We start from the raw sequence: 13,009 nt of genomic DNA, 5'->3' as shown, positions 1-13,009 counted from the left end.
CGGCCCCGGCGGCCCGGCGGCCCGGCGGCCCGGCGCGCGCTGGGGCGTGCGGGGTGCGCGGGGGGAGGGCTCAGGGCGTGCGGGGCGAGGGCTCCCGGGCGCCGCGGGCCCGCGCCAGGGCCCGCAACGGCTCGCTCACCCGGCGGGCCAGCCCGTCCCGCAGCCGGGTCAGGCGCTCGATGCGGGCGTCGAGTTCGGCCAGGCGCCGGCCGACCACCAGGGCGGGCAACGCGCAGGGCGTCTCCGGGTCGCCGGGGGGCCGCGCGCCGGGCGGCACCGACTCCAGCGCGGCCACCAGGTCGCGCACGTCGGCGATCGTCAGCCCGGTGCTCAGCAGCTCGCGCAGGGCGCGCAGCCGCCGCACGTCCAGCTCGTCGTACTCGCGGTGCCCGGCCGGGGAACGGCGGGCCGCGATCAGGCCGCGCTCCTCGTAGTACCGCACCGCCCGCGTGGTCAGCCCGGCCGCCGCTGCCGCCTCGCCGATCCGCATGCCCTCCCGCCCTCCCCGTCCGGGCCGCCGCCCCCGCCGGCCCGGGAGCCGGCTCAGAGCTCGACGAGCACCTGACCGATGTGCCGCCCTTCGAGTAGCTCTCTCAACGCGGCAGGGGCCTGCGCGATTCCCCGCAACCTCGCCTGCGGCAGGCGCAGTTTGCCCGCCCGGGCCGCCCGGCCCACCTCACGTTCCGCCTCCGGCGCGAAGGAGAGCCAGTGGACGCCGCCCAGGGCCCGCAGGGTGATGCTGCGCCCGATGAGGGAGAAGGGCTCGATCTCCACCTTCGCCCCCGCCCCGCCCGGCACCTGGCCGGCGAGCGCGCCGATGAGCGCCACCCTGGCCAGGGGCCTGGCCACCGCGAGGGCGGCCCGCAGCTGCTCGCCGCCGACGTTGTCGAACACCGCGTCCAGGCCCTCGGGGGCGGCCGCGCGCAGCTGCTCCTCGATGGGCGGCTCGCCCTCGCCCCGGTGGACGACCGCGTCGTAGCCGAGCTCCCGGCGCAGGTACTCGCCCTTGCGCCGGGAACCGGTGCTGCCGATGACGCGGGCGGCGCCGCGCAGCCTGGCGAGCTGGCCGGCGAGGCTGCCCACCGCTCCCGCCGCGCCGCTGACGAACACGGTGTCCCCCTCCCGCACCTCCGCGCCCTTGACGACGCCGAGCCAGGCCGTGACCGCGGAGGACAGGTACCAGGCCGGGTCGGGCAGGACCTCGGGGTCGACGCGCCTGGCCGCGTCCGCCGCCACCACCGCGTACTCCCGCCAGCTCGCCCGGTGCGCCACCAGGTCCCCGACGGCGAAGGGGCCGTCCGCAGGGGCGCGCACCACCTCGCCGACGACCGGGCCCCACGGCGGCTCGCCGAGCGAGAAGGCGGGCATGGGCAGGTTCGCGTGCTCGTCCATCAGCGAGTGCATGACGGTCACCAGGGACATCAGCCGGTTGCGGACCAGCACCTCCCCGGGGCCGGGCCGCGGCACGGCGGTCTCGGCGAGCTCGAAGTGCTCGGGGCCGGGCAGCCCCTTCGGCCTGGCGGCCAGCCGCAGCTCGCGGTGGGTGTCCGGGATGGGGGGCGGTGCCTGCGTCATCGGGCCTCTCCTCGGGTCGTTCGCCGGGCGGTCTCTCGGGGGGGGCGGCGTCCCGAGGCGGCGGGGCCGCTCCCGGCCCGCGCCGCCCGGGCACGCCGGGGCGTTGCTCCCGACGGGCCCCCAGAACCTACGACCTGACGCGTGCGTCAAGTGCAAGCCCGCGCCCCGGGTGGGTACGGGGCCACAATGACCCGCATGCCCCCGCCTTCCCACGAGCGGCTGCTCGCCCGCTTCCACGCCCTGCCAGGGCAGACCGGACCCGCCGGGCTGCGGCTCGGCCAGGAGCTTCTCGCCCGCTGGTCCGAGCCGCACCGGCACTACCACACCGTCGCCCACCTGGCCGACGTGCTCGCCCGCCTCGACGAGCTGGCCGGGTACGCGGCCGAGCCGGTGGCGGTCGAACTCGCCGCCTGGTTCCACGACGCCGTCTACGACCCCTACTCCCCGGACAACGAGGAACGCAGCGCCCGGCTGGCCGAGGAGCGGCTCGGCACCGGGCCGCGCGCCCGCGAGGTGGCCAGGCTGGTCCGCCTGACGGCGGGCCACGACCCCGAGCCGGGGGACGTCAACGGGGCCGCGCTCTGCGACGCGGACCTCGCCGTCCTGGCCGGCTCGCCCGAGGAGTACGCGGGCTACGCGGCCGCGGTGCGGCGGGAGTACGGCTTCGTCCCCGACGGGGACTTCCGCGCGGGGCGGGCCGAGGTGCTGCGGCAGCTGCTTGCCCTGCCCGAGCTGTTCCGCACGCCATACGGCGCGGAACACTGGGCGCCGACCGCGAGGTTCAACCTGCGGGGGGAGCTGCGGCTGCTGACCGGCTGACGGCCGTCCCGCCGACGGCCACGACGATCTCCCTGCCCTTCGTGCGCGACTGGAGCCAGGCGCCGCCGGCCGCGGCGAGCATGAACAGGGCGCCGAGCCAGGCCGTCCAGGCGTAGCCGAGCCCGGCGTCGATCGCCAGGCCGCCCGCCCAGGGGCCCACGGTGTTGCCCGCGTTGAACGCGGAGGTCGCGGTGGCGCCGGCCAGCGTCGGCGCCGTGCCGCCCGCCACGTCGAAGACCCGGGTGTTGAGCCCGGGCGCGCACAGGAAGGCGCACAGGCCGAGCAGCCCGCACAGCGGCACCAGGAGCCAGGGGGAGTGCAGGCTGAGCGCGGCCAGCCCCAGCACGGCGGCGGCGGCGCCCAGGCCGGTGTAGAGGGTGCCGAACATGTGGGCGTCGGTGAGCCGCCCGCCGAGGGCGGTCCCGCCGAGCGCGCCGAGGCCGTAGAGCACCAGCACCGCGGGGACCCAGCCCTCGCCGAGCCCGGTGACGTCGGTGAGGATCGGCGCGAGGTAGGAGAAGAAGCAGAGGGAGCCCGCGGAGAAGAGCGCGATCGTGGCCACGGTCAGCCAGACCCGGCCCTCGCGGTAGGCCCGCAGCTCCCGGCCCAGCCCGGCGGCCGACCCCTGCATCCGCGGCAGCGTCCTGGGCACGAAGACCAGCACGCCGGCCAGGGCGAGCGCCGCGAGCAGCGCCACGGCCCAGAACGCCGCCCGCCAGCCGAGGTGCTGGCCGAGCACCGCGCCGCCCGGCACGCCGGTGATGTTGGCGATGCTGAGCCCGCCGAGCATCACGGCCATCGCGCGCGCCCGCGCGTTGGGCGGCGCGAGGGAGACGGCCACCACGGCGCCCACCGCCCAGAAGCCGGCGCAGGCCAGTGCGCTCACCACCCGGCATACGAAAAGCACTCCGTAGCCGGGGGCGAGCGCCCCCACGACGTGACCGAGCGCGAAGACGGCGAGCATCCCCACCAGGGCGAGGCGCTGCGGCATCCGCCGGGTGGCCGCGGCGAGCACGGGCGCGCCGACGACCATGCCGATGGCAAAGGCGGAGATGAGCAGGCCGGCGGTCGGTATGGAGACGTCGAGATCGTCGGCCACCTCGGGCAGCAGGCCGGAGAGCATGAACTCGCTTGTCCCGAGGGCGAAGACGGCAGCGCCGAGAACGTGAACGGCGACGGGTAGTCGCGGAGAGTGATGTGACACGCTGCGGGAACGTCCGGCGGGCCGGGGGAATTCCGGTGCCGGACGTGCCCACGATCACGCGTGCGCCGGCGCTCGCCGACCGCCGTGCGCGCCCCCCTGCAAGACCCCGCGCGCCCCCCGTGACGGCGGGGACGCGCGCGGCCCGGCGGCCGGGAAGGCGCCGCCCCGCCCCCGGGGAAGGGGACGGGAGGCGGGGCGGCGCGGGGTCAGCAGTCGGGGATGACCGTGCCGTTGTTGTCCCTGGCCTCGTCGTTGCCCCAGCGGCTGAGGTAGTAGGCGGGCACATAGGCGCCGCGGCCGTTGCCGCCGGGGTAGGTCTCGTCGAGGTCGGTGCGCAGCCACCAGTGGTTCCAGCCGTAGGCGCCCTCGTAACGCTCCCCGGCCACCTTGCAGTAGACGTAGCTGGTGCCCTGGTACAGCAGGCCCTGCGGGGAGGCGGTGGAGGGGCCCGCGTAGCCCTCGGTGTCGGCGAAGGTGTCGACCCAGTACCGGCCGGAATCGCCGCCGCCGCAGTTGTCGCTCGTCAGGTAACTCTGGTAGTAGGAGCCCGGATACGGCAGGGCCTGGCCGTTGATCACGATGTTCTGCCCCACGCCGTTGAGCAGTTGCTCGTAGTGGAGGTGCGGGCCCGTGGTGTTGCCGGTGGAGCCGGTGACGCCGATCTGCTCACCCTGCGCGACCCGGGCGCCGCTCGGCACCGAGTAGCTCGCGAGGTGGAAGTAGTACGTCGTCCAGCCGCCGCCGTGGTCGATCACGATGTACTGGCCCGCGCCGCCCGGCTCGTTGTGGCGGGTCGCGGTGCCCGCGGCCGAGGCGAGGACCGGGGTGCCCGCGGTGCTGCCCCCGTCGGACCTGACGAAGTCGAGGGCGCGCCTGACCTCGGCCGAGTGGTGGCTGTAGGTCCACTGCTGACCGCAGGGGAAGGGGGCCTTGAACAGCGGGGCCGCCTGGGCGGACGGGGCGGTGAGCAGGGCGGCGAGCAGGGCGCCGAGGGCGAGTAGCGCGACGCGGAGCGAGCGCATGCGGGGTCCTCCGGGCTCGTGCGGGGCTGCGGGGCGTTTGGCATGTGCAGGATGTCTACCCGCGTTGCGGCGGCTTGTACCGGCGCGGCGCGCCCCGGCGCGGGCGCGGGCGCGTTCCGCGGGCGGCCCGGGCCCGGGGCCGTGGGAGGCGCCCAAGTGGCGTGCCGGGCAAAGGAGTCGAGGGACCCCTTGCGGCAACTCCCGGGCCGGGCCCGCGGCTCAGCCGAGGACCGTGGCGCCGGTGATGCGGTGCAGCGGGTAGGTGCGCAGCTCCTCCGCCGTGTGGTCGAAGGCGGTGACGAAGCCGCCCTCGACGCGCACCGGGGCCAGCACCCGCCGGCCCGCCACGCCGTCGGCGCCGACGTGCCCGATCCACACCAGCTCGCCGCCCCGCGCCGCCGCCTGGAGGGTGGCGAGCGTCTCGGCCGCCGAGGTGCGCGGCGGGGCGCCGGTGGCCGCCTGCTCCAGGGCGGCGCCGACCCGCCCGCCCGCCGGGCGCGGCGCGGCGCCCGCGGCGTGGTCCCCCGCCCTGATGGCCCGCACCGCGGCGGTGAGCAGCGCCTCGTCCGCGGGCGGCGGCCCGTCGGGGGCGGGCTCGGGCGCGGAGCGCGGCGGGGTCCTGCGCGGCTCGGCCCGCAGCGCCACGACCGCGCCCTCCGCGGTCTCGGCCGCCGGGGCGAAGCCGAGTTCGCGCAGCCGGTCGAGCAGCGTGTCCGGGGGCGCCTGGGAGATCAGCACGGTGGGCACGAGACGGCGCAGCCGCAGCCCGGCGCAGCGCCGGTCGGCGAGCAGCTGGGTGAGCAGCGCGTCGTCCTCGCACCGCAGGTACGAGCCGGCCGCGCCCACCCGCAGCTGCCCGTGCCGCCTGGCCACGTCGTCCACGAGGTAGCCGAGCGGCTGCGGCACCGGGGTGCGGGAGTGCTCGGCGAGGAAGGCGTGGAGCCTGGCGGGCGACCAGCCCGAGTCGAGGGCGCGGCGCACCGAGTCCGGCGTGAAGCGGTAGACGGTGGCGCCGCCCTTGGACTCCACGTCGGCCGCCGCGGCCATCGCCTGCCGGAGTTCCCGGGTGAGCGGCCCGGGGGCGACGGCGGTCAGGTCGGCCTGGAGCAGGAAGTGGTCGAGGGGCTCGGGCAGCAGCGGGGCGAGCAGCGCGGCGGCGGCCTCCTCCCGCTCCCTCGCCCCGGCCGCGCCCGCGGCGGCCCCGGTGCCCGCGGCCTCCTCGGTGCCCGCGGCGGCCTCGATGCCTTCGGCGTCCCCGGCCAGCAGCGGGCGGGCGAACGAGGCCAGGGCGCCGCGGCCGGTGACGCCGAGCCGCTCCGCCTCGGCGAGGGCGGCCTCGCTCAACTCGGCCCTGGTCTCCTCCGGCATGCGGCGCGGCAGTTCCCAGTGCATCCGCGCGACGACCCCGCCCGGCTCGGGCGCGGCGCCCGGCGGCAGCGCGGCCAGCAGGGACAGCACCCGGTGGCGCAGCGCAGGGGCCGGGCCGCGGTCGAGCCCGGGGCCGAGCGCGGCCAGCACCCGGCCCTTGGCGTCCCTGGCGCCGGCCAGCCCCGGCACCCGGGTGGCGGCGAGCCAGGCGCGGACCAGCGTGAGCCAGCGCCGCTCGGCGCCGGCGGCGAGCCACTCGTCGTAGGCGGGGGTGGGCGCGTACCGCTCGTCGGCCTCGCCGTCGGAGGCCAGCAGCCCGGCGGCGTAGGCGAGTTCGATCCAGAAGGCGGCCTCCGGCTCGGAGAGCGAGAGCTGCGCCGCCGTCCGCTTCAGCTCCCGGGCGCCGAGGCCCCCGGCCCGCAGGACGGCGGGCCGGTCGGCCTCCCAGGCGGTCAGCAGCTCCTCGACCACGTTCAGCGCGATGTGCGCCGCGGCGGCAGCGGCGGCATCCACCGCCTCGGGGGCGTGCTCGGCGCGCAGCGGGGGGCTCGGGGGCTCGGGGCGGGGCTCGCGGTGGGCGCGCCCGCCGCGCAGCGTGAGCGCGACCTCCCGCGGCAGCACGACGGTGCCCGGGCTCGTGGGCATCAGCAGGCCGCGGTCGAGCAGCCAGCGCAGGTGGGGTCCCGGGTGCGGGGAGACGGTGCCGCCGCCCGCGGTCACCGTGCCGTAGGGCGGGCCCCACACCAGCCGGTCCAGGACCGAGCGGGCGGGCTCGGGGGCCTGGGCGAGCAGGGCGTCGAGACGCGCGCCGTCGGAGAAGAGGGCGCCGAGTGCGGCGAGCGCGGACACCGGGTCGTGGGTGGCGGGCAGCCCCGCGGCGGCGAGCAGCTCCTGCACCCGGCTCGGCGACATCCCGGCGGCGGCCTCGGCGAGGGTGGGGCCGAGCCCGGTGGCGCTCGGCCGGGAGGCGGTGGGGGCAAGGAGCTCCTGGGCGGTGCGCACCAGGCGCAGCCGGTCGGGTTCGCCCCACAGCAGGGCGCGGGAACGCAGCCTGCCGACCGCGGCGGGGAGCCGTTCCGCACAGCCGGGCAGCAGGGCGGCGAGGGTGTCGTAGGGGCAGGGCTGGGGGGCGATGGCCAGCGCCTCTGCGGTCTGCAGGGTGAAGGTGTCGAGGCGTTCGAGGGCGCGGAGCACCGAGGCCCGGCTGCCCGCCCTGGTGGCCAGCTGGGAGAGGTCGCCCGGCAGCGGGGAGAGCAGGTCGGCCCTGGCCCGCAGCAGCCCGGCGAGCTCGGCGTCGGACCGCGCCCGGAGCTCGTCGGCGAGCGTCCGCGCAACGTCGGGCCGGCGCGCACGCGCGTCGCGCTGGGGGTGCCGCCCGCCCGCTGGGGCGTGTCGCTCACGGGTCATTCCACCCAACGTACCGGCACCCGGGCCCCGGTGGTCAGGGGCCGGTCGCCGAAGCCGCCTCCTTCCCCGGCCCGCGGCCCGGTCCGCGCCGGTCCGCCGCCGTTCCGTGGCCGGTCAGGTGCCGCCCGCTCCCGGGGCCGCGGGGCGGTGGTGGTGCTCGCCCATGCCGCGGTCCAGGGCGCGCCGGCGGGGGCGGGTCCCGGCTCGTGCGGGCGGCACAAGACGGGCACGCCCGAGGAGGGGCATACATATTCCGTGGCGCTCTTGCCGTTCCGCGTCCGGGGCCGGGACACACCAGGGCGCAACCGGGGCAATCCGTCGTGTATCCCCCGGGGCGTGCGCGGGGCGGCGCCGGCGCGCGGTGGGGATTTTCGGCCATCTGTAGGCGAGTGGACTCAAGGGGTGAGGGGGCGGCAAACTCGGGGCCAGCCGACGGAAGGACTGGGAACCGATGCCGCCGAGGGAGAATCCGACCGCCCGACAGGCGCGGTTGGGTGCGGAGTTGCGACGACTGCGGGAGCGCGCCGGGAAGACGGCCCGGGAGGCCGCCGGGATGCTCGGAACCGACCAGGGCAAGATCAGCCACATAGAGTCGGGGCGCATCGGGGTGAGCGAGGACCGCATCCGGAAGCTCGCCACGTTCTACGAATGCTCCGACCAGGCCCTGCTCGACGCCCTGTGCGCCATCGCCAGGGAGCACCGGGGGCAGTTCTGGTGGGACGAGTACCGGGGCATCCTTGCCCCCAGCTGGCTCGACACCTCGGAGCTGGAGCACCACGCCGTTTCCATGCAGATCCTGCAAACGGTGTCGGTGCCCGGCCTGCTGCAGACCGAGGACTATGCGCGGACGCTCTTCCACGGTGGGGTGGTCGAACTGCCGCGCGAGGAGATCGAGGCCCGCACGGAGCACCGGATGCGGCGCAAGGTTGTCCTGGAGCGGGACAACCCGCCGCCCTTCGACGTCTTCCTGCACGAGGCCGCGCTGCGGATGCGCTTCGGCGGCAGGAAGGTGGCCAGGGCGCAGCTGGAGCAGCTGATGCTCGACTCGGAGCGCCCCCACATCACGGTGCGGGTCATCCCCTTCACCAACGAGGAGTACTTCGAGGCCACCCAGCCGGTGCTCTACGCCTACGGCGTGGTGCCGCAGCTGGACACGGTGCAGGTGGACGCGCCCATCGGCGGCTTCTTCCTGGACGCGGAGGCCACGCTCGCCAGGTACCGGCTCTTCTTCGGCCGGGCCCTGAAGGTCTCGCTCGACCCGGACGAGTCGCGCAACCTGATCCACCACATCGCCAGGGAGCTGTGAGGGGCGGGCAACGTCCCGGCCGGGGCCGGCCGCTCCTCCGGCGGCGGGGGAGCGGCCACCCGGCGGCCGGGCCGGACGTGCCCGCCCGTCCTCAGCCGAAGCGGCCCGAGATGTAGTCCTCGGTGGCCCTGTTGCTCGGCGTGGAGAAGATCGTCTCGGTGTCGTCGATCTCCACCAGGCCGCCTGGCTCGCCGACCGCCTTCAGGTTGAAGAAGCCGGTGACGTCGCTGACGCGCGCCGCCTGCTGCATGTTGTGGGTGACGATCACGATCGTGTACTGGGACTTGAGGTCCAGCATCAGGTCCTCGATCGCCTGGGTGGAGATCGGGTCGAGGGCCGAGCAGGGCTCGTCCATCAGCAGCACGTCGGGCTGCACCGCGATGGCGCGGGCGATGCACAGGCGCTGCTGCTGCCCGCCGGACAGCCCGGAACCCGGCTTGCCGAGCCGGTCCTTGACCTCCTCCCAGAGGTTCGCGGACTTCAGCGAGCGCTCGACCAGGTCGTCGAGGTCCGCGCGCTTCATCCGCTTGCTGTTGAGCTTCACGCCCGCCGCGACGTTGTCGTAGATCGACATGGTCGGGAAGGGGTTGGGCCGCTGGAAGACCATGCCTATGTGCCGGCGGACGCTGACCGGGTCGACGTTCGCCCCGTACAGGTCCTGGTCGTCCATGAGGACCTTGCCCTCGACCCGCGCCTTGGGGACGAGCTCGTGCATCCGGTTGAGCGTGCGCAGGAACGTGGACTTGCCGCAGCCTGACGGCCCGATGAGCGCCGTCACGGCCTTCGGCCTGATCGTCATCGACACGCCCTGCACGGCGAGGAACTTGTCGTAGTAGATGTCGAGACCCTTGACCTCGATGCGCTTGGCCACAGTGCTTCGCTTCCTTAACGTCGTTCCGGTGGGTCGGTGGTGGCGCTAGGCGCGGGTCTTGGGCGCGAAGAGCCGGGAGATGAGCCGGGCGACGAGGTTGAGCAGCATCACGATGAGGATCAGCGTGAGGGCCGCGGCCCAGGCCCGGTCGAAGGACGGCTCGGGCGGGACACCGGGGGAGCGGTACTCGTTGTACGAGAACACCGACAGTGTCGCCATGCGGCCGTCGAAGGGGTTGAAGTTGTCGCTCGCGGTGACGCCCGCGGTGACCAGCAGCGGGGCCGTCTCGCCGATGACCCGGGCGATGGCCAGGGTGATGCCGGTGGCGATGCCGGCGACGGCGGTCGGCAGCACGACCCGCAGGATGGTGCGCCACTTCGGCACCGCGAGGGCGTACGACGCCTCCCGCAGCTCGTTGGGCACCAGCTTCAGCATCTCCTCGGTGGAGCGGACCACGATCGGGATCATCAGCACCGAGAGGGCGACCGAGCCCATGATGCCCATGCGGACGCCGGCCTCGTAGAACAGCTCGAACAGGGCGTAGGCGAACAGGCCGGCCACGATGGAGGGGACGCCGGTCATCACGTCCACGAAGAAGGTGATGTACCTGGCGAGGCGGCCGCGGCCGTACTCGACGAGGTAGATGGCGGTCAGCATCCCGACGGGCACCGAGATCAGCGCCGCGATGCCGGTGACGATCAGGGTGCCGATGATCGCGTGGTGGGCGCCGCCGCCCTCGCCGACGATGCCGCGCATCGAGTAGCTGAAGAACTCGGAGTCGAAGCGGCCGCTGCCGCGGTCGACCACGGTCCACAGCACGGACACCAGCGGCAGCAGCGCGAGCAGGAAGGCCGAGGTGACGATCGCGGTGACCATCCGGTCGAAGGCCTTCCGCGTGCCCTCGACCGCGCGGGACCAGGAATAGATCGCCACCGTGTAGCCGACCGCGGCCAGGATCGCGCTCCAGGCCAGGGCGAGCCCGGCGAGCCGCAGCCCGAGGCCGGCCAGCAGGGCCACGAGCAGCACGGCCGGGGCGGCCCGGCGCGGCAGCGAGCGGTGCGTGAGCGGGGTCTGGAGCTGCGGCTCGGCCTCGGCCGGGGCGGAGGCGGTGTGTGCTGACGTCATCAGTTGGCCCCCGAGAAGTCGCGGCGCCGGTTGATCACCGCACGCGCCGCCATGTTGACCAGCAGCGTGACGATGAAGAGGACAAGGCCCGAGGCGATCAGGACGTTGATCTCGGTCCCGGAGGACTCGGGGAAGGAGAGCGCGACGTTCGCGGCGATCGTGGAGGGGTTGGCCTGGCTGATGAGGTCGAAGGTGACGTCGCCCGAGACGGAGAGCACCATCGCGACGGCCATGGTCTCGCCGAGCGCGCGGCCGAGGCCGAGCATCGCGCCGCCGACGATGGCCGACCTGCCGAAGGGCAGCACCGACATCCGGATCATCTCCCAGCGGGTCGCGCCGAGGGCGAGCGAGGCCTCCTCGTGCAGCCGCGGGGTCTGCAGGAACGCCTCGCGCACGACGGCGGTGCAGATCGGCAGGATCATCACCGCGAGCACGAGGGTCACCGTGAGCATCGTGCGGCCGGTGGCCGAGGCCGGGCCGTCGAACAGCGGGATGAAGCCGAGGTTGTCCTCCAGCCACTGCGTCGGATCGACGGTCTGCGGCGCGAGCACCTGCGCGCCCCACAGGCCGTAGATGATGCTGGGCACCGCGGCCAGCAGGTCGATGACGTAGCCGAGGATCGTGGCGACGCTGCGCGGCGCGTAGTGCGAGATGAACAGGGCGATCGCCACCGCGAGCGGAGTGGCGATCACCAGGGCGAGGAACGCGGAGAGCAGCGTGCCGAAGAGCAGGGGCCAGATGTAGAGGACGATGTTGTCCTCGCCTGGTATCTCCTCCGAGGGCGCGGTCACCGCGGGCCAGGCCTCGCTGACCAGGAAGGCCGCGACCCCGGCGAGGATCACCAGGATCAGGACACCCGCCCCGGTGGAGGCGCCGGCGAAGACCCGGTCACCCAGGCGGAGCGGCGCTCCCCTGGTGCCTGTCTTCTCGGTGGTGGGGGGCACTTCTTATCCCTTTCTCGTGCTGGCGTCCGAAGCTCCGGAAGTCGCGGATCTCGCCGCGCCCCGGCGGGGAGGTCCGGGAAGCCCTCAGGTCCGGGCGGCCCCCCGAGGGGTGGCCGCCCGGACCGTGAAGGACCGGGGCGGTTCAGCTCGCGGCGCCGATGGCGTCCACCGCGGGCTGCAGCTGCTGGCGCAGCGCGTCGGAGATCGGGGCGGAGCCGGCGGCCTCGGCGGCGGCCTGCTGGCCCTCCTCGCTGATGAGGTAGCCGAAGTAGCTCTTCACCAGCTCGGTGGTGGCCGGGTCGTCGTACTGGGTGCAGCCGATCACGTAGGAGACCAGGACGATCGGGTAGGTGCCCGACTCGGTGGTGTCGCGGGCCAGGTCGTAGCCGAAGTCGTACTCGCCGCGGCCCTCGGCCTTCTGCGAGACCTCCAGAACGGCGGCGGCGGCCTCGGCGGAGTACGCGGCGTACTCGTCGCCGACCTTGATGCGCGCGGTGCCCAGGTCGCCGGCCTGGCTGGCGTCGGCGTAGCCGATGGCGCCCTCGCCGTTGGTCACGGCCTGGATGACGCCGGAGGTGCCGTCCGCGCCCTCGCCGCCGGACACCGGCCAGTCGCCGCTGACCTCGTGCTGCCAGTCCTCGGGCGCGGTCTGGGCCAGGTAGTCCGTGAAGTTCTCGGTGGTGCCGGACTTGTCGGAGCGGTTCACCGGGGTGATCGCCGTGTCGGGCAGCTCGACGCCCGGGTTGTCGGCCGCGATGGCCTCGTCGTTCCAGTTGGTGATCTTCTGGTCGAAGATCTGGGCCAGGGTGGAGGGGCTGAGGTTCAGCTCGTCGACGCCCGGCAGGTTGTAGACGATCGCGATGGGCGAGACGTAGACCGGCAGCTCGACGACCTCGCCGTCGGCGCAGCGGGCGGTGGCGTCGGTGATCTCGGTGTCGTCGAGGTAGGCGTCGGAGCCGGCGAAGGCCACGTCGCCGCCCGCGATGAACTGCTCACGCCCGGCGCCGGAGCCGGCCGGGTCGTAGTTGATGGTCACATCCGGGTTGTCCGCGAGGAAGGCGGCCTGCCAGGCCTGCTGGGCGGCCTGCTGGGCGCTGGAGCCCACGCCGGAGATGGTGCCCGAGAGGTCGGAGGCGCCCGAGCTGCTGCTCGAGCTGCCGTCGTTGGTGGGCTCGTCGTCCTCGTTGCTGCTGCTGCAGGCCGTGACCAGGGCCAGAGCGGACACCGTGGCTATCGCGGCGGTCGTGGCGCGCCAGTTGCGCATGGCCGATTGCTCCTCGTTCGTCCCAGCCAACCGGCCGGGTGGGGTAAATGACTCGACGTTGTCGAGGAGAACGTAGGAGCGGCCAGCGAAGGGGTGAGGGCCAG

General features: G+C 74.9%; 11 protein-coding genes. 2 read left to right on the top strand and 9 right to left on the bottom strand.

What is annotated here, in order from left to right:
- Positions 1–70: 70 nt before the first annotated feature.
- Both D7294_RS14795 and D7294_RS14790 read right to left on the bottom strand, forming a co-directional pair.
- Entirely contained in the window at positions 71–490 is a 420-nt protein-coding gene (locus tag D7294_RS14795) for a MerR family transcriptional regulator (protein ID WP_120679679.1), read from the bottom strand.
- Between the two features lie 53 nt (positions 491–543).
- Positions 544–1,575 (bottom strand): MDR family NADP-dependent oxidoreductase, encoded by a 1,032-nt coding sequence (locus tag D7294_RS14790; RefSeq protein ID WP_120679676.1) that lies wholly within the window; start codon positions 1,573–1,575, stop codon positions 544–546.
- Between the two features lie 186 nt (positions 1,576–1,761).
- On the opposite strand from D7294_RS14790, the gene D7294_RS14785 reads away from it, so the two are divergent.
- Positions 1,762–2,394 (top strand): HD domain-containing protein, encoded by a 633-nt coding sequence (locus tag D7294_RS14785; RefSeq protein ID WP_422070700.1) that lies wholly within the window; start codon positions 1,762–1,764, stop codon positions 2,392–2,394.
- On the opposite strand, the gene D7294_RS14780 is transcribed toward D7294_RS14785, so the two are convergent.
- From D7294_RS14780 to D7294_RS14770, 3 genes are all read right to left on the bottom strand, one after another.
- The gene (locus tag D7294_RS14780; RefSeq protein WP_241562367.1) at positions 2,357–3,517 is read right to left on the bottom strand and encodes a Cmx/CmrA family chloramphenicol efflux MFS transporter; all 1,161 of its coding nucleotides are present in this window, start codon (positions 3,515–3,517) and stop codon (positions 2,357–2,359) included. The two genes, D7294_RS14785 and D7294_RS14780, sit on opposite strands and share 38 nt — an antisense overlap.
- A 287-nt stretch (positions 3,518–3,804) precedes the next feature.
- Positions 3,805–4,620 carry a M23 family metallopeptidase gene (locus tag D7294_RS14775; protein WP_120679672.1) on the bottom strand — a complete coding sequence of 272 codons (816 nt, stop codon included), beginning with the start codon at positions 4,618–4,620 and terminating at the stop codon, positions 3,805–3,807.
- Between the two features lie 219 nt (positions 4,621–4,839).
- Positions 4,840–7,395, bottom strand: a complete 2,556-nt coding sequence (locus tag D7294_RS14770) for a helicase-associated domain-containing protein (protein WP_120679670.1) — start codon at positions 7,393–7,395, stop codon at positions 4,840–4,842.
- A gap of 451 nt (positions 7,396–7,846) precedes the next feature.
- On the opposite strand from D7294_RS14770, the gene D7294_RS14765 reads away from it, so the two are divergent.
- Entirely contained in the window at positions 7,847–8,701 is an 855-nt protein-coding gene (locus D7294_RS14765; RefSeq protein ID WP_120679667.1) for a helix-turn-helix domain-containing protein, read from the top strand.
- A gap of 91 nt (positions 8,702–8,792) precedes the next feature.
- Here D7294_RS14765 and pstB read toward each other — a convergent pair whose 3' ends face one another.
- The 4 genes from pstB to pstS all read right to left on the bottom strand — a co-directional run bounded on the left by pstB (position 8,793) and on the right by pstS (position 12,905).
- Positions 8,793–9,572, bottom strand: coding sequence for a phosphate ABC transporter ATP-binding protein PstB (gene pstB, locus D7294_RS14760; RefSeq protein ID WP_120679665.1), 780 nt, complete (start codon positions 9,570–9,572; stop codon positions 8,793–8,795).
- A 45-nt stretch (positions 9,573–9,617) separates the two neighbouring features.
- Positions 9,618–10,697, bottom strand: a complete 1,080-nt coding sequence (pstA, locus tag D7294_RS14755) for a phosphate ABC transporter permease PstA (protein ID WP_120679663.1) — start codon at positions 10,695–10,697, stop codon at positions 9,618–9,620.
- On the bottom strand, positions 10,697–11,641 hold the full coding sequence (gene pstC, locus D7294_RS14750; RefSeq protein WP_120679661.1) for a phosphate ABC transporter permease subunit PstC: 945 nt from the start codon (positions 11,639–11,641) through the stop codon (positions 10,697–10,699). Before pstC ends, pstA begins: the two co-directional genes overlap by 1 nt.
- Positions 11,642–11,783: 142 nt before the next feature.
- Complete coding sequence (pstS, locus tag D7294_RS14745) at positions 11,784–12,905, bottom strand: phosphate ABC transporter substrate-binding protein PstS (protein WP_120679659.1); 1,122 nt, start codon at positions 12,903–12,905, stop codon at positions 11,784–11,786.
- Positions 12,906–13,009 lie beyond the last annotated feature (104 nt).

It is taken from the genome of Streptomyces hoynatensis, assembly GCF_003626535.1.
GTDB lineage: Bacteria > Actinomycetota > Actinomycetes > Streptomycetales > Streptomycetaceae > Streptomyces > Streptomyces hoynatensis.
The sequence above is the reverse complement of the archived record's forward strand: the minus strand, read 5'-3'. Positions and strand labels throughout refer to the sequence as shown.